The following is a 16,124-nucleotide window of genomic DNA, read 5'->3' as shown; positions in this document are numbered from 1 at the left end:
GGGAACGATCATGAACTTAGATGAAAAAATCAGAAAGCTTACCGAAGATATCTTTGACCATCCGGAACTCGGATACGAAGAATGGCATACACGTACGGTTGTTTGCGATTTTTTACATGAGGTATGCCCGGAACTAAAAATCACTGATTTTGCCAGAACCGGATTTTTGCTCAGCTTGCCTCACGCGGCGGCCAAGCCCTATCGACTGTGTTTTGTTGCTGAGTTGGATGCGGTTTATCAGCCGGGCCATTTTCATTGCGACCCGGTCACCGGAGCTGCTCACGTTTGTGGCCATTACACGCAGGTGGGTATCGCTTTGGCGTTGTTGGTAAGGCTTTTGGAAAATAGATTATATGAAAAACTCAAGTTCGGGGTGGATTTTGTGTTCGTGCCGGCGGAAGAGTTTTTGGATCTGGCACACCGGCAAGAGTTGAAAGATCGCGGTGAGATTGAATATTTCGGCGGTAAGGCACAAGCGATCAAAGAAGGAGTTTTTGAACCTTATGACTTCTGTGTTTGCACTCATGCTATGGGGGGCGATTACCCGGAGTTCTCGACAGAAATCAATGCGGATCTTGACGGGTTCTTATTTAAATATTTCACTTTTAAAGGGCAGGCGGCGCACGCCGGTTTTGCCCCGTGGCTAGGTAAAAATGCTTTATCCATGGCCAATTTGTTTCAAACGGCACTCGCTTACTTGCGGCAACAGCTCGATGACTCGAAATTGGTTCGTTTTAATCCGGTTTTGCTGGACGGAAATTTCGGCATAAACATAATTGCCGACCGGGCGAAGATTGGTACCGATTTGCGTACCAACGATGTTGACTATATGATTCAAGTGGCTAAACAGCTCGATCAGGCGGCGCAGGGAGCAGCGACGGCCTTGGGCGGTGCGGTCGAAATTGAAACACAAATGGGGTACTTGCCATTTGTGCAGGATCGATATCTCAGCACTTTTGTGAAAAAAGCATTTGCCAAACAGGATAAAATTAAGAAATTGTATGAAAATCGGCCCTCAGCTGCCGCGGGTGATATCGGGGATTTGTCCTTTATCATGCCGGCGATTCAAATCGGTTACAGCGGCTTTACGGGGCGCATCCACGGCACTGATTTCATACATACTGATTTGACGGCAATTCTCACCACTTTCCCCGACTTTTTGGTGCGGGTACTCATGGAAATGTCGGACGGTATAGAGGTAGCTCACTTCTATCGCCGTTCCTTCATTGAATACAAAAAAACTATAGAAAGATTTGGAGTAGAGCATGATTAAGAAAAACATTCTGTATTTGCTTTTCGTTGTTCTGACGATCACGGTTGCCGAATTAATCGGTTTCCGCAGCATTAAGCTAGGGGCAATTAAATTGAACTTTTTGCCGCTGGTTTTTGCCCTGATCATTACCATGGTGGCCGGCCTTAAGGTGTTTCGCAAAGGTATTTTGGCGAAAATTTATACCAAAGAGCACATCCATTTTGCGGGTAAATATCTGATCATCATCATGTTGCCGTTGATGGCTAGGTACGGAGCGGATGTTGCGCCGCGTATCAAAGAAATATTTTCTATCGGCTGGGTATTTTTGTTGCAGGAAATAGGCAATCTAGGCACCGTTGTTTTGGGTCTGCCGATAGCCATATTATTGGGTTTGCGTGAAGAGGCGATTGGCTCGACTCTGGGAATCGGGCGTGAGGGTGAACTCGCTTTTATCAGCGAAAAATACGGACTTGATTCAAAGCCGGGGCGCGGAGTTTTGTCAATGTATATTTTCGGCACACTTTTCGGGGCGCTGTTTTTCTCGATTGTCGCGCCCATCTTTTTGAGCTTTGGTTTCCGGCCGGAGGCTTTGGCCATGGCTTCGGGTATGGGGTCGGCTTCGATGATGGCCGGTGCTTCATCGGCTTTGGCGGCAACTCTGCCGCAGGAGGCTGGCATGATTTCGGCTTATGCGGCCGCTTCGCAACTTTTGACTTCATTTTTAGGTACGTTCACGATGATATTCCTGGCAGTCCCGCTACAGCATTTTATGTACAGGAAACTAACCGGAAAGGAAATTTAAATGCTTAAAGAACTAAGAAAAAATGCCTTGATTCTGCTGCTCAGCTTAGCTTTAATTTTATTCACTCAATGGATAAAAAATGTAAAAAATCCCGGCTCGGCGCCGCTGACTTGGGATACTTTGGGAGGGCTTTTTTTACTCGGCCTTTTTGCTTTAATCGGAATTTTAGTTAAACATTTGTTGAGCGGGGTGAAGATTAAGTTCATTCGCGACTTCCCCGTTCTTGGCTGGGTTTCCATAACGTCATTGATCATGTGCATGATTTTCCCGACGGCAATCAAATGGATCAACGGGGTGAATTTTTTGGCTATCACTACGCCGATTTTAACTTTTGCTGGTATTTCGGTCGCGGATCGTCTAACTGATATTTCAAAAATGAGTTGGAAAATAGTTATTGTCGGAATTTTCGTCTTTTTGGGCACTTACCTCGGCAGTGGTATTCTCGCGCAGGCGGCTCTGTATTTAAGCGGCAAGTAAGGCTTAACGGAAGAAAGAATTAACAGCGGATAAATAAATCAGCAGATAAATCAGCGGATAAATAAATCAGAACAAAGGCTGAGGCCGATAGGCGATACTTCATGATCACTTATCGGCCATTTCTGCGTAGCTTATCGCCCGTTTCTGTCGTCTGTTGCTTCTAATGGATCAAGATACGAGAACCTGGCAGGAACGCATGGTCTCGAGGGCGGCGAGATGCTTAGCGGGGGTAACACCGGCGCAGCAGTCGGCGGCAACTTTGATGGTAACTTCGGGCAGCATTGCCTTTAGAATCAGCGCATTGGAAACGACGCAAATGTCGGTACACAGTCCTACTAGCTCAAGTTCGATCGGCTCAGTGGCCGCTGTTTGTTTTAAGTCACGGGCAAGTTCAAGGCTGCCAAAAGCTGACTTTTCATATACTTTAGCGGCGGTGAGCAGTCCTGCGATGGTGGGGTGCAGCTGCCAGCCGGCAGTTCCTTTTATGCAGTGGGGTACGGGAAGCAGGCGACCTTCTTGGGTGGACAGGTAATTGTTGTAGTGAGTGTCCATCGTAACGATTATGTCGTTTGACGGATAACTGAGGATCTTAGCTTTTACTTTGGGCAGTATCGCTTGTGCCTCCTGCGTGCCTAAAGCTCCATCGATAAAATCATTCTGCATATCAATTACAATTAAAATTTTGCGCATATTTGTTGCCTCCTTGCCGCAAATCAGAACAGTGTGACCGGTGATCCATGACCGATGATCCATGTTCAACGCTCAACGTTCAGTATAATGCCGTTTGCAGCAGATGTCATTATCGCTCGCCCGGAATGGCGATAGTTTTACGAAGAATCAAACCTAAAGCGAGTAAAGGTAAGCCGCCGATGAGTGTTAAAGCTGCCCACCAGGGAGGAGCAGCTTCTCCGGTTTTGGGCAGCGGCACGCCGGCGGAACGCGGCGGCATATTTCTACCAGAAACTTTCGGCAGATCAGGCTCGGTAGGCGGCGCGATAGGTTTAAAAGATGCCGGCGGTGTTATGAGACCGGGCTTGGGCGAAGAGACGGCTTTCACCGTAAGGCTAATGACATCGTCAGTTGTAGCGATGGCATCTTTCCCGTCCGGCCATTGTTCTCCCTGCCATTTAAAGGCGAAATATTTTACCTCGCCGCCGGCGGAAACAGCAGTCGCCGCAAAGCGGCCGTTTACCTTCCCGATTATGGTAAAATTCTGATCGAGCGGGGCATCGTTTTTAATCTTCAAATTAGGTACGGTGAGCCTCATCCAACCGCTTTCACCTCCTGCCGGATCGACCACCTTTTCCAGATCAGTATAGGTTCTAACATCTGCCGTATTGTTTAGGCTAAACTCTAAAGTGACAGTTTGACCATTGATATTAACCGAATCGACCTTAAATCCGGTACCGAAATTTTCGCACTTAATATCTGCCGGTGACAGGCTGCGCGGCAAACTTATATCATCAGGAGCTGTAAAGCTCGCGGTAAAGCCAAAGTCGATATCCGATAGAGCAATTTGATCGTGCTTTTCCCCGGGATAGGCAGCTTCAATTTTGGCCATTTGTTCGTGGATCGGTTCTACCTGTAAAGCGCCGGTCAAAGGGAAGGTAGCTCCGGGAGTGAGCTCGATTACGGCATCATGCTCGGTGTTATTATTAACCGCCATATCGGCTGGCAGAGGTAGCTCGAGCGGATAAAGACAGCGGAAAGTTTGCGTTATTCCGGGTTTGTTAGTATCTTTGGCCTCGGTAATTTGTTCGCCTTTCCAAGTGAATGTAAACTTTTTGGTTGCGTTAGAATTCATATCAGTAGCGTAAGCGGAAAAATTGCCCTCGACTGTGCCGGTTGCGGTAAATTCCTCCAAGTTGGTAAACTTACCGGGCGCGCAAGTGAGTCCTGTCACGGTGAAAGTCAGGGGTTTGGGCATCCAGGGATGATAGCCGGGTTGGGGCACCCCGGTTGACTCTACGGCTTCTTTGAGCTGCTTATAGTTGCTGATGCCTTGTTTCAGTTTAAAAGTCACGTCCAGCGTTGCCTCGGGAGTTGAACCGGCTTTAACTGAATCTACTTCGAAACAATTGCCGAGGCCGGCCGCTTGCACGGTGGGGTTGGCCGGCAGAACAACCCCGACTGGCAAAGTCAGTCGCGCTTTGAACACGGAACTGAGTTGAGTTAACTTGATTTGCGATAAATCGCTAATGTTTTTGGCCAATTCCCCTTCGAGAGAGTTCATCTGATGGACAATTTCGGTGGCATCCACGGCACCGGTAATTGCAAAAGATCCTGAGGTATTTAAATTTTTGATCCTGGTGGTCTGGCCGGGATCTTTGCTCCACATGTCGGCAGGAATCCGGCACTCTGCGTTTATGGTTGGGATGTTTGGATTTTGTTGCCATTTCAGGTAAAAGGTCGTATCATCAGTCAAAGCTGTATCCTTGCTGAGATCGGCGCATTGCTTGCCATCCGGGTCGTTAAACCAGTAATAATAATGTTTTCGCAAAAAAAATCCGACCTGTTTATCAAAAGTGCCTAAAATGTTGTATTGGCGTGTAGCAATCTCTTTTAAAACTTTGTCATCCGGATCATTCGTAAAGCCGACAAGCCCCGACTTGGCTAGGTCGATTGTTGGATCAAGGGTTTGCAAAAGGCTGACTAAAGACATTTTATCGACAACGGCAGGGGTTTTCTTGATTACGGCAACTTCTCCGCCAGCAGAATCTTTATCAATGGAAAAAATGTCCGATCTGGCCTTAAAAATACTTTGTTTAGTAAAAATGCCACCGTTGGCGGAAAATTTAACCGTAAGCAGCTTATTTTCCCAAATCGCGTATAAGTTATAGATGTTTTTAGCTCCGGGCAAGGTTATGACCTTGCCGGCAGCCGTCTCGGGGGCGGCGGCATCCGGCCTTGTTGCCCAGCCTCTAAATACTTTGCCGTCCGGAACAAAAGCAGGGCTTTGTGCTTTCACCGCGGCGAGGGAGAGGACTTTGAAAGTGCGCTGAGGATTAGAAAAAGCCATGCTCAGCACCTTGTTGTCGGCAGCCGCATTATTGTACTTGATCAGGTAGGCATTTGGATCTTTTTCCCACTTGGCATACACGTCCAAATCCTTCGGGACTTTAATGGCTTCATTGAACGGCTGCTCTGAATTATCGGTAAGATTTTTGTAAAACCAGCCTTTAAACTTGTAACCGGCAGCTTGGGGCTGGGATGGGAGCTGGGTATTGCCACCTGCTATTTTAACGGCAGCGTTAAGGGGGTAACCGCGCATGGCTGATGCGGTTTTGGCGGTAGTTGAGCCGTCGGAGAAGCAGACGTCTTTTACAGGTGCGGCAGAAGTGGGGTCGTTGAGATAAAACTGTACTTTAGCGGCCGGAACCCAGACGTGCTTTTGCCCGTCGCTTGAAGGCTTGGTCACGGAATAGTCGTAGGGTTTGCCTTGGCGGTTTAACGGTTGCAGTAATGTTTGCGTCGGATCGCTTAAGGTAAACAGAGATAAGGGTTCATTGCCGTTTGCGGCCCCGTTATTCGGAATTGTGCTGCCGTCACCGGCATGATAGTCGGGTGCATAGGTCACTAAGTATGAGCCACCGAGTACAATGTAGGTATTTTTGTTTTGGGCACTGCCGGTATGTGCAGCTTTGTTTGCAGGGGTTTTAACCAGACAATTGTCTTTGAAAATTATTTCGCCGTTGCCCTGAGCCCCGAATACAGCGCCGGACTGTTTGCCGTTGCTTATTATGGTTGAGCTAATCAGTTCAACGCTACCGGTATTTATATTTAAGCCACCGACTCCACTGTTATTTAATTCCAAGGTTGAGTCTTTGAAGGTAATTTTTTTCTTTTTATCGGATAAACCGATGGAAATACCGGCAGTTGTTCCGGCATTTACTGTAATTTTTGAGTTGCGTACAGAACTTTCTTTGTCTTTGTCGCCCTGAATGGTAAAGCCGGTGGGGCAACGCCAACCGGAGCCTTTATTGACGGTTAAAGACGAATTTTCCATATCAAGAGTACCAATGTAGTAACCCATCCCGAAGCCGGCGACGGTAAAATCAGCGTTTTTGAGGGTTAAATTACGGGCATCGAACCAAGTGCGCTTCTGGGAGTTGACGTTTACAATGCAATTTTCGAAGCTACTGCCATCGTTATAAAAATCGGTGGAGCATATATCGTTTACCATGATGCGTAATTTATTTTTGTCGCCAGAACCTTTAACTTTGCCGCCGAAACTCACCCCGGTTCCATCTTCCACTCCGTTATCCTGAAAGTTGTAAATCCCGTCAGTGATTAGTGAGCCCGCCTCTGCTGTCAGAGCGGTCGCAAATCCTCGCATTTGCATTTCGCCGCTACCGGTGAGGGTTGCGCCCTTGCTTAAAACTATTCCCTTAAGCTTATTTCCGTCGGCACTAAAAGTTGCCCCGGCGGCGGTTACCGCCAGCGTGATGCCGTCCGGTATGATAATGGTTTTGTCCAGCTTAAATTCGCCGGTGATGTTGATGCGTCGCACTGTTGGCTCGGCGGCAGCCTTGGCAAGAGCCGCTTCCAGCGTTTTTAATTCAGCGTTTGCCGTGCCTGCGGCTGTGTCGTCACCGGTTGATGCGTTGACCCATAAGGTATCGGCCGCTGCCCGAGTTGTCATCTGCCCTATTTCTGCATCTGCCGGCGATGGGCCTGGCTGATTGGCAGCGGTAACGGTTGGCACTATGCCGATGGAGAAACCGGCAAGTAAAGCGGTGACCAGAGCGATGACGACGGCCATTTTCAAAGCGGCTTGGCCGGAGCAACGAAAAACTTTATACATAAAACACATGTATCCTTTCTGCCTTTGCAGCAACTGAAGTGAATTGTTGTAAAAGCCTCAGTAAGCAAAATTATAATTCCGAATAAAAAGTTTTACCATAAATTAATTATAATATATGTTATCTGTATCCATACGGCAAGGTAAAGACAGAAACTGTAACCATTTGTTATTTATTTGAAATATAGTTTTTGCTAAGGTGAAATATATCTTGCCCGGCCAGAAAAATATACGGTTACAGCCGTTGTACCGGCCGCGATATGTGATAGAATAGCAAGACGATCTCTTAACATTTTAATATGCGTACGTGGCGCCGGTGGTAGGCTGTTCTAGGGACTCGTACGCCAGTGAAGGCGAAAATATGAAGATGGACAACAAAAGAAAAGGCATGCTGCTGGCGGCACTGGGGGGATGCTTGTGGGGCTTTTCCGGTGTTTTGGCGCAGTTGATATTGGATTGCGGTATAGGCTCGGAATGGCTGGTCAGCTGCCGGCTGCTGCTTGGCGGCTTATGTATTTTAGTTTACAGCGGAATTTTTAAGCATGAGCATACTTGGGCCATTTTTCGCTCGCGCCGAGCCGTAATTAGGCTCGTCTGTTTTTCTTTCATCGGCATGAGTTTGGTACAATACGCTTTTTTCAAAACGATTGAGCTAAGTTCGGCAGCTTTTGCTACGATTATTCAGTTTATTTCTCCGGTTTTATTGTATGGATATGAGCTGGCGCGTGGAATTAAGCGGTTGCGGCTGCTTGACCTGAGCCTGATAATAGCGGCGATTTTTGGGGTAGTGCTGGTGGTTACAGACGGGGAATTCAGTCGATTGCATGTTTCGTTGCCGGCGTTGTTGGTCGGGCTTTTGACTGCGCTCAGTGTGGTCAGTTATACGGTTTTGCCGCAGCCGTTGATCAAAACCTATGGGGCCGCGCCTACCGTTGGTTTCGGGATGTTCATTGCGGGGGTTTGTTTTCAGTTTTGGCATCCGTTGTCTGGTTTGCCGGTGCATCTTGATGCCAAAGTTTTGTTCTACTTGACTTTGATGATCATTTTGGGGACGGTGGTTGCTTTCCTGGCCTATTTGCAAAGTACAGTATATATTCCGGGGAGCATGGCCTGTCTGTTTACGGCGTTGGAGCCGCTTTTGGTTTCAATTCTGTCTGTTTTTATTTTCGGGAAGCGTTTCAGCTATGGGGAAGTGATCGGAATTGCGATTATTATGGTGTCGATATTGTTGTTTTCCAAGGTCAGCAAAACGCAGGCGGAAACTAGGCCTAAGCGGTGAATGAGATGAAATCTAAGAAGTGAATGCCGGACGCAGGCGTAGGCGGCCGGCGGCGACAAAAAAGTCTGCTCGATGGGGAGCAGACTTCAGTTCTTTATGGTCGGTGCAATGAGCGGATGGCGGTATGCCGATACGGCGCGGTAGGACGTGCTGCTCAGGCATTATTGCAAATGAGATCCCGGAGCTGCGAGGTGAGCAACACGCTCGGACAAAACCAGGCGTTCATTAAATCTTTCCGAGGCGAGGGCGCATTCCGCCGCTGTCGGGTGACTTTTGAACAGTTCATAGCGCAGCCCCTTTTCCGGCGTGTAGGCGTGTTCGCGTGCTACAGCCCCATCGCCCATGGTTTTTGCTGCCCGCTTAAACTTTTCAATCATTTGCGGGTCCAACGCACCGTTGCAAACGTAACTGCCGATGACCTCAGCTCCGGCCGCCTTGACCAGGTTTACGCCATTGCGAATTGCCGTGAAAGCGTGCTCAGAATCAGCGAAATAAGCGAGTGTACAAAAAACGAATACACGTTTGCCGGCTAAATGCGGTAACCAAGCCTGGAACTGTTCGTCCATTGAACCCTGCGTAACATAGTAGCCTAGGGCGACGTAATCAGCTGCCGCACACTCCGGTTTTTGTTTAAAATCCAGCAAGCGTTTTTCGGCTACCGGTATATCAGGCCATTGTTTAAGGCTGTCTAGTCCGTCGTATATAGCTTGGGCCACTTTTTTTGTGCAGCCGGTTAGTGAGTGATAGATAATGTCGATTTTCATATATAACCTCCTAAAGTTAAGCTTTTTAAGCTTTTGAAAGCAAAAATTATATTATTTCGCTTCTACATAATGCGCTCTTTGATTAAGTAAGCGTAAACCTGTTCCAAAATAAAGTCCATGCCGCGGCTGCCCATAAAAGGCAGGTGTGTTGCCAAAACTTGCGTACTGTACCACGGAAAACTTATTAAAACTTTGCTGTTACTTGCAGCTGCCAGATCAAGGCTTTCCTGATCAGCGAAGATGAGGCCGTTTGACCAGGTGGCGATTGCTGCCAGACGTTCGGCTTCCGGCGCGGTCGGTTCGAGCTGAGCCGTAAAGTGCAGACCTAACGGCTCCAAGGCGGCGGCAAGGCTGGTGTTCACTTCAGCGTGGGCGACACTGTACAAAAGAACTGGTGCAGTCGCACGGCGCAGAATATAGGGCAACATGGCACATCGTTTGATTCGCGCATTTAAATGGTTTTCGACTGAGGCATTTACCGTGATGCCCAACTGAGTGGCGATTGCCCGCAAGGCGGTCAGACAGGGATGGTAGCCGTAAAAGTTTGGCTCCAAATAAGGTATATTAAAACGGGCTTGCAGGGCTTGCGCCAAGGGAAGGGCTTCCGGCCGCAGTACGAGTGAAATGTCGGCGCTCGCTGCCATCGGCAATTTATCTATAGCTCCGTTGATCGTGAACGATGAAGCCGGCTCCAAATTGAGGCCTTCCTTGAGCAGCCGTTGCACCTCAAACAAATCGGAAAGGCTACGAAAATGATCAGGTGAAAAGCCGAGCAAGTTGTAGGTAAGTTTGTGCTCTGGCGGCGTAGCAGAAATTGGAACGGCGTCAGCGGCAATGCTGGATAAGCCGGCCGTCAGATTTGTACCGGTCGTTACTGGAGGGCTGTTTAGTGGGATTTCTTCGACCAGATCAGCCAGAAGACGATAAACGGCTTCGGTTCCTACCCGATAATTGCCGCCGAAACCGCCGGTGTTGTGAACATGGAGACGAGCTTGCACATCTCTTTGTAAGTAATGACAAATTCCGTTCAAATCCGCCCCAATGGTCGTAGAAACTGAAGATCCGACGACAAAAATATGCTTAGGCTTGTAAGTCAGATCAATTTCCCGGACTGCTTTTTCCAAGTTTTTACTATTCCCCATGACGACATCCGTTTCCGTCATGTGGCTGACAAAATAGCGGTTGTCGGTTTTGAGATCCAAATCACCGATCAGTCCGAGCCCGTAATGCGTCGTGCCGGCCGGTCCGTATTCTAAAATACAGGCATCCGACAAAGCCAGAAGATTCCACAATAAACCCATACGGTCTGACGGCGTCGGCAAAAGCTTAGTCAGCGACATTTTGTGCTCCTTTCACCACTAATGATTGGTACATTTCAATGCTTTCTTCCAGAAATAAAAGAAGTTGAGTATTTAGTTGGAATCCGTAGGCTTGCCCCAGCCTGTCCATGGCGCGTTGGACTATACCTTTTTTCAGCAGACGTTCAAAATATTCGTGGCCGAAGTAAAATTCGGGGCGCAAAATATCATACATGTCTCGTAGTGGGGCGATGTTGGCGTTGCGAGTCACATAGGGATTATATTTGGCCAAAATGCGATTCACGGCGGTGTCATCTGCCGTTGTCCATTGAGAAAGTTGAATGAGTTTGGGCTGAAGCCCGAGCTCGGTAAGGTAGGCGTTCAATTCCAGTTGCGGCAGAGGCGTATTGCCGTAAATGTATGAATATCCTTGGAGCTTCGGTGTTACACGTTCGGCGATGCGCCGGGCAGCGGTTTTTTTGCTGTTTAACCATTCCTCCATTCTCTGCCTGGTTTCCGGTTTTAAAATTTTATCAAACAAATCTAGGTAGGCATTTTCAATTGTGCGTGGGGTGACAAAGCGGTCAAAATATATGTATGGTAAGCTGAAACGGTCTAACATCGCTTGGGCTAAGGGAAGTCCGATCCGGTCTGTTACTAGATTCAGCCGTGCCGCCGGAGCTTTGACGAGATCGGAAATATCGCAATCGGAGGGGAGAACTAAGTTAATCGGCAGACCGATCGTGTTCAGGCATTCGGCCAATTCGCTCTGGGCAAAGTTATCATGTCGTGGCCCTAAAATATTGACGGCTAACTGCGGCGGCTGCTCGCGCATGACAGGTAGGCAAGCGGTAAGGGCAGCTTCCATTCCGGCAAGGTGATTTTCGGAGCGGTAATGCTCGGTGTGGATGACGGTGACGGCGATATTCAGTCTGGCGGCGGCGCGAGCGCACAAGCTGTCAAAGTCGTCTCCGATCAACTCGACCACACAGGTGGTAATTACAAATAGCAGCTCGGGCCTTCCTTGGGCGGTAATTTCTTCTATGGCGGCGTTTAGTTTGTCACCGCTGCCGAAACTGATATCTGTAGGCTGTAGGACGAGGGAATAGCAGCGTTCGGCCAACGTCCCGAAATCTCCTCCTGCCATGGCGGACGACTTTGCATAATAAGTACATTCATCCGTCCCGACAACCAGACAAGAGGCATTGCGGATGCGTCTAATAAGCATTAAAGAGCCGAACAGCGGACAGTGACTACCGGGAAAGACGGCGTGAGAAAGCGGTTGGATATCTTCAAGAGATTTGACCTGGGCGAGTCGCTTGATCGGCGGACTATTTTCGGGACGGCTCAAGCCGGAAGGGCTTTGACACCGTGGTTGAAGCGATGGCGAGGCTGAAAAAGTAGACATAAGTTCTCCTTCGTATATATGGTATACAAATTTATTTTAATAATGTTGTTTCCGCTTGATTTTGCTGCTCCGCGACAAGGCGGCAGACCCGATCGAAAGAAATCACCGGCCGGCGACGATCTTGTACCGGCACCAGCCGACACCCGACTCCGTATACTTCACGCAACATTTCCGGTTCAATAACCTCATCCGGCGGCCCTTCGGCGTATTTTTCCCCGTTGCGTAACACGATAACTCGATCACTCATATCGAGAGCTTGACTCAGATCGTGCAAAACCAAGACGACACCCAAGCCGTCTTCGTAGCAAAGCTTTTGCACCAACTCAATCATTTCCAGCTGATGACAAATATCCAAATAGGTGGTCGGCTCATCCAAAAACAAAATTCGCGGCTGTTGTGCCAATGAACAAGCCAACCATACCCTTTGCAATTCGCCTCCTGACAACTCTTTGATGTGCCGATCAGCAAAAACTAGAGTACGCGTACGTTCCATAGCGTGAGTGACGATATCATGGTCGGAGCTGCTGTCCGGACGGAACATTTTTTGATGCGGCATCCGCCCATAGCTTACCAGCTCACGCACGGTAAAATCGCCGGGAGCATGATGTATCTGCGGTAAAAGAGCAATCTTTTGCGACACCTCTTTCGGCTTGCAAGTTTGCAATTCGCGCCCGTCTAAAAAAATTTCCCCGGATTGATAGGGTAAGATCCCGATCAAAGCTTTTAAAAGAGTTGATTTACCTGAGCCGTTGGGGCCGATTAGACAAAGAATTTCTTTTTCGCGTAAAGTGGCGGAAAAATTATTGATGATTTTTCGCTGGCCATAACCGACATTTAAATGATTGATTCTTATTTCCATAATTTCCTCTGTTTTCTCTATTTGCGGCAAATCTTACCATGACTGTGAGAACGCAACAAATATAGGAAAAACGGCCCCCCGGCTACGGCCATGACTATGCCCAGTGGCAATTCCATACCTTCAATCAGCACTCGTCCGACCGTGTCGGCAACCAAAGCGATCAAGCCGCCCATCAGCATCGAGATTGGCAGCAGACGCCGGTAATCAGAGCCGATGATGATACGCCCAATATGAGGTACGACCAGGCCGATGAACCCGATGATGCCGACCGTGGCTACAGTAGAGGCCGACAGGAAAGCGGCCAAAGCGGAGATTAAAATTCTGGTCAGGGTGACGTTGAACCCGAGATTGACGGCCATTTCATCCCCAAGCTGCAGGGCGTTGGCTCCACGAATGGTGAGAAAGCTCAAGGCCAGACAAGGCACTCCGTAGGCCAGGATCAGTCGAACAGCAGACCAGGTGGAGGCAGCGATCGAACCATTAAGAAAGGCCAATACACCGGACAGACTGTCACTGTACATAATTTGTAGCAAAGCGTTAAATCCGCCCAGAACCGTGTTTATGGCGATCCCGGCCAGAACTATCCGCACCGGATTCATTGTGCCGTCATAGGCCATTATGTATATCAGTCCGCAGGTCAAAAGTGAGCCGCAAAAAGCGAACAGCGGAACAGAAGTGGATACGTTCGGCCAGAGTAACATTATAGCTGTAGCTGCGGTACCGGCCCCCGCTGAAACCCCGATTATGCCGGGATCCGCCAGCGGATTGCGCATAACCGCCTGTAAAAGAGCCCCAGCCGTTGCCAGACAGGCACCTACAATGATGGCGACAATTACTCGCGGCAGACGTAAATAAATCAAAATATTCCGTACGGTAGGTGAGCCTTCGCCGAAAATTGCTTCGACGATTTCCCGCAGGCTGTAACCGGCACTGCCTATGCGAAGGGAAATGAGGGAAAAGAGCCCTAGCAGGAGAATAAGAACTCCTGCCAGGCCCCAAAGGGTAAGCTTGCGCACGGCTTTTCGCTGTTGCGGTGGTTGTCGCTGTGATGTTTGCCCTTGCATTGTTTACCGTTTCCCTATTTACCTAATTTTTCGTTTAGCAAATCAATTAATTTTACAAAATCGGGGACTACTTCCAACCCTTTGCTGGTGGTGTAGTTGCCGGGGAGAGCGATGATTTTGTTATCCTTAACGGCCTGAATGGCTTCATAAATTTTGGGATCTTTGGCCTTGGCGTCGTTAAAAGCATCGAGCAAGGTTTGGGGATCATAGCCGGTGGGCGGAGCAATGAGGAAAATGACGGCCGGATTTTGCTTAGCCAATACTTCCAAGCTTGACGGTAGAACTCCGGAGCCCTTGGCATTGATCGGATCGGCGGCATTTTCAAAGCCGAGCAGTTTTAATTGTTGTCCGAAGAAACTGGTTGAGGTGGCAACCATAACGCCTTTACCGCCGGGCCCGAAGATAACCATTGCACTTTTGGCGGCGTGTTCCTTGGCATAGGCCTCAGCTGATTTGCGCATGGCTGCATATATGGCCGTTACATCCTCTTTGGCTTGGCTGCCGCCGAAAGCTTCGGCCAGACACTCGGTTTCCGCCTGATTGACGGCCAAATTCACAATCGGGCCTTCACTGGTGTAATAGACGGGAATGTTCAACTTTTCAATTTGGCTGCCGAATTTTTCTTTCATGCCGCCGCTCATGATTACCAGATCCGGTTCCATGGCAATAACAGCTTCGGTATCGACACTGCGCATGCCGGAATCAATTGTTTTAACGTTTTTGTAATATTCAGCGGCACGAGTGTTTTTTACAGTGCGGGAGACGCCGATCAAATCTACTTTTAATTTGGACATCAAGAATAAGGAAGAGGTGGACAGATTGACAATCTTTTTAGGATAGGCCTTAAGTTCCAAAGCTTTGCCGTGTTTCTTCCACACTGCTTCAGGATAGTTGATAACGAATTTACCGGTTTTGTCGAGATTGCTGCGGATGGTAAGCTCGTTCAGGTCGACGGTTGCACTTTTCCCGGCCGTATCGGCGGTAGCGGCGGCACCGGTGGCACCGGCGGCAGCCGTAGAAGATGCTGTACCGGTTTCCGACTTGGTTGTTCCCGGCGTTGAAGCGGCAGCTGATCCCTGTGACGGAGTGTTACCGGTTTGACAACCGGCGAGACAAAGTGCCAGTGCGGTGACGGCACAAAGTGAGCGTAAAACTTTCATATAAGTCCTCCTATAAATAAATTTTGCTTGCTTGTTTTTCCCGCCATCGGTGAAGTGCTGGAATCGGCGGTTTCGGGCGAAGTGACCATGATTTTGTTGGCCAGTTCAAGATAAACATCACGCATACGTGACGTCCCCGGGGCAAAGGCCTCAAAGACGGTCATACCCTTTGCTTCGGCGGTTTGAATTTCCGGAGAGCGCGGAATTATCTGTGTTATTTCCGTGCCTATTTCCGGCAAAGCCCGGCGCGTCAACTCGATTTCATCGGCGATGTTTTTCGAGTTGAGAATAAGCCCTTTCAACTCGGCGTAACCACGCTCCTTGAAATTTGCCACGGCTCGAGCGATATTGTGGGCGGCGTAAAGACTCATCATTTCCCCTGAAGATACGATATAAACTTCGCGGGCATAACCGCTGCGAATAGGCATGGCGAAGCCGCCGCAAACGACATCGCCCAAAACATCATAAATGATGACATCGGGGTGATAGGCGGTAAAGGCGTGCAGTTCCTCCAGTTTTTCGAAAGCGGAAATGATTCCGCGCCCGGCACAGCCTACACCGGGGGCAGGGCCGCCAGCTTCAACGCACAAAACGCCGGTCTTGCTTTTGAAAACGATATCGTCAAGTGTTATGGACCTGCCCTTAGCTGAAATCTGATCCAAAACGGTGGGAATTTGCTGCCCACCCATTAAATTTTTGGTGGAGTCAGCCTTGGGGTCGCACCCGATTTGCATCACTTGCAGGCCTTTTTCCGTCAATGCGGCACTGAGATTAGAAGAGGTGGTAGATTTACCGATACCGCCTTTTCCGTAGATTGCAATTCTTTTCATCGCAGAGTAAATACCGTCCTTTGCCTTGGCTAACTTTATGTTAGCATTAGTTTACTTTGTCGTGTTATCATTCTTTTTTTGTTAAATATAAAATTATTACGATTTTGGGCGGGGGAATAGTCAAATGATT

The 16,124-nt window shown here is 48.7% G+C and carries 13 protein-coding genes; 4 read left to right on the top strand and 9 right to left on the bottom strand.

Annotation, left to right across the window (positions count from 1 at the left end; genetic code table 11):
* The first annotated feature begins 10 nt into the window (after positions 1-10).
* Genes HMPREF0868_RS07210 through HMPREF0868_RS07200 form a run of 3 tightly spaced genes read left to right on the top strand, consistent with a single transcriptional unit; the run spans position 11 to position 2,531 of the window.
* Positions 11-1,273, top strand: coding sequence for a M20/M25/M40 family metallo-hydrolase (locus HMPREF0868_RS07210; RefSeq protein WP_012994080.1), 1,263 nt, complete (start codon positions 11-13; stop codon positions 1,271-1,273).
* Positions 1,266-2,054, top strand: a complete 789-nt coding sequence (locus HMPREF0868_RS07205) for a DUF3100 domain-containing protein (RefSeq protein WP_012994079.1) — start codon at positions 1,266-1,268, stop codon at positions 2,052-2,054. The genes HMPREF0868_RS07210 and HMPREF0868_RS07205 overlap by 8 nt, the downstream gene beginning before the upstream one ends.
* Positions 2,055-2,531 (top strand): hypothetical protein, encoded by a 477-nt coding sequence (locus HMPREF0868_RS07200; protein WP_012994078.1) that lies wholly within the window; start codon positions 2,055-2,057, stop codon positions 2,529-2,531.
* 168 nt (positions 2,532-2,699) lie between these two features.
* Here the strand turns inward: HMPREF0868_RS07200 and HMPREF0868_RS07195 are convergent, their stop codons facing one another.
* Positions 2,700-3,221 (bottom strand): cysteine hydrolase family protein, encoded by a 522-nt coding sequence (locus HMPREF0868_RS07195; protein WP_012994077.1) that lies wholly within the window; start codon positions 3,219-3,221, stop codon positions 2,700-2,702.
* Between the two features lie 109 nt (positions 3,222-3,330).
* Positions 3,331-7,335, bottom strand: coding sequence for an InlB B-repeat-containing protein (locus HMPREF0868_RS07190; RefSeq protein ID WP_012994076.1), 4,005 nt, complete (start codon positions 7,333-7,335; stop codon positions 3,331-3,333).
* 364 nt (positions 7,336-7,699) lie between these two features.
* Here HMPREF0868_RS07190 and HMPREF0868_RS07185 point away from each other — a divergent pair, with 364 nt between their 5' ends.
* Complete coding sequence (locus HMPREF0868_RS07185; protein ID WP_197028485.1) at positions 7,700-8,611, top strand: DMT family transporter; 912 nt, start codon at positions 7,700-7,702, stop codon at positions 8,609-8,611.
* A gap of 161 nt (positions 8,612-8,772) precedes the next feature.
* Here the strand turns inward: HMPREF0868_RS07185 and HMPREF0868_RS07180 are convergent, their stop codons facing one another.
* The 7 genes from HMPREF0868_RS07180 to HMPREF0868_RS07150 form a co-directional block, all read right to left on the bottom strand.
* The gene (locus HMPREF0868_RS07180; protein ID WP_012994073.1) at positions 8,773-9,375 is read right to left on the bottom strand and encodes a flavodoxin family protein; all 603 of its coding nucleotides are present in this window, start codon (positions 9,373-9,375) and stop codon (positions 8,773-8,775) included.
* 62 nt (positions 9,376-9,437) lie between these two features.
* A complete protein-coding gene (locus tag HMPREF0868_RS08120; RefSeq protein WP_012994072.1) occupies positions 9,438-10,715 on the bottom strand; it encodes a nitrogenase component 1 in 1,278 nt (425 codons plus the stop codon).
* Positions 10,702-12,081, bottom strand: a complete 1,380-nt coding sequence (locus HMPREF0868_RS07170) for a nitrogenase component 1 oxidoreductase (protein WP_012994071.1) — start codon at positions 12,079-12,081, stop codon at positions 10,702-10,704. Before HMPREF0868_RS07170 ends, HMPREF0868_RS08120 begins: the two co-directional genes overlap by 14 nt.
* 31 nt (positions 12,082-12,112) lie before the next feature.
* Positions 12,113-12,940, bottom strand: coding sequence for an ABC transporter ATP-binding protein (locus HMPREF0868_RS07165; RefSeq protein ID WP_012994070.1), 828 nt, complete (start codon positions 12,938-12,940; stop codon positions 12,113-12,115).
* A 17-nt stretch (positions 12,941-12,957) separates the two neighbouring features.
* Positions 12,958-14,004: a FecCD family ABC transporter permease gene (locus HMPREF0868_RS07160; protein WP_012994069.1), complete on the bottom strand. Its 1,047-nt coding sequence runs from the start codon at positions 14,002-14,004 to the stop codon at positions 12,958-12,960.
* Positions 14,005-14,018: 14 nt separating this feature from the next.
* Entirely contained in the window at positions 14,019-15,164 is a 1,146-nt protein-coding gene (locus HMPREF0868_RS07155; protein ID WP_012994068.1) for an ABC transporter substrate-binding protein, read from the bottom strand.
* Positions 15,161-15,994 (bottom strand): nucleotide-binding protein, encoded by an 834-nt coding sequence (locus HMPREF0868_RS07150; RefSeq protein WP_012994067.1) that lies wholly within the window; start codon positions 15,992-15,994, stop codon positions 15,161-15,163. The genes HMPREF0868_RS07155 and HMPREF0868_RS07150 overlap by 4 nt, the downstream gene beginning before the upstream one ends.
* Between the last annotated feature and the right edge of the window lie 130 nt (positions 15,995-16,124).

Origin of the sequence: Mageeibacillus indolicus UPII9-5 (genome assembly GCF_000025225.2) — a bacterium.
Classification (GTDB): Bacteria; Bacillota; Clostridia; order Saccharofermentanales; family Fastidiosipilaceae; genus Mageeibacillus; species Mageeibacillus indolicus.
The sequence above is the reverse complement of the archived record's forward strand: the minus strand, read 5'-3'. Positions and strand labels throughout refer to the sequence as shown.

What these genes read in the sequence shown, in the direction of transcription:
- HMPREF0868_RS07210 (WP_012994080.1), top strand. Translation starts at nt 11, where the DNA reads ATGAACTTAGATGAAAAAATCAGAAAGCTTACCGAAGATATCTTTGAC.
- HMPREF0868_RS07205 (WP_012994079.1), top strand. Translation starts at nt 1,266, where the DNA reads ATGATTAAGAAAAACATTCTGTATTTGCTTTTCGTTGTTCTGACGATC.
- HMPREF0868_RS07200 (WP_012994078.1), top strand. Translation starts at nt 2,055, where the DNA reads ATGCTTAAAGAACTAAGAAAAAATGCCTTGATTCTGCTGCTCAGCTTA.
- HMPREF0868_RS07195 (WP_012994077.1), bottom strand. Translation starts at nt 3,221, where the DNA reads ATGCGCAAAATTTTAATTGTAATTGATATGCAGAATGATTTTATCGAT.
- HMPREF0868_RS07190 (WP_012994076.1), bottom strand. Translation starts at nt 7,335, where the DNA reads ATGTATAAAGTTTTTCGTTGCTCCGGCCAAGCCGCTTTGAAAATGGCC.
- HMPREF0868_RS07185 (WP_197028485.1), top strand. Translation starts at nt 7,700, where the DNA reads ATGGACAACAAAAGAAAAGGCATGCTGCTGGCGGCACTGGGGGGATGC.
- HMPREF0868_RS07180 (WP_012994073.1), bottom strand. Translation starts at nt 9,375, where the DNA reads ATGAAAATCGACATTATCTATCACTCACTAACCGGCTGCACAAAAAAA.
- HMPREF0868_RS08120 (WP_012994072.1), bottom strand. Translation starts at nt 10,715, where the DNA reads ATGTCGCTGACTAAGCTTTTGCCGACGCCGTCAGACCGTATGGGTTTA.
- HMPREF0868_RS07170 (WP_012994071.1), bottom strand. Translation starts at nt 12,081, where the DNA reads ATGTCTACTTTTTCAGCCTCGCCATCGCTTCAACCACGGTGTCAAAGC.
- HMPREF0868_RS07165 (WP_012994070.1), bottom strand. Translation starts at nt 12,940, where the DNA reads ATGGAAATAAGAATCAATCATTTAAATGTCGGTTATGGCCAGCGAAAA.
- HMPREF0868_RS07160 (WP_012994069.1), bottom strand. Translation starts at nt 14,004, where the DNA reads ATGCAAGGGCAAACATCACAGCGACAACCACCGCAACAGCGAAAAGCC.
- HMPREF0868_RS07155 (WP_012994068.1), bottom strand. Translation starts at nt 15,164, where the DNA reads ATGAAAGTTTTACGCTCACTTTGTGCCGTCACCGCACTGGCACTTTGT.
- HMPREF0868_RS07150 (WP_012994067.1), bottom strand. Translation starts at nt 15,994, where the DNA reads ATGAAAAGAATTGCAATCTACGGAAAAGGCGGTATCGGTAAATCTACC.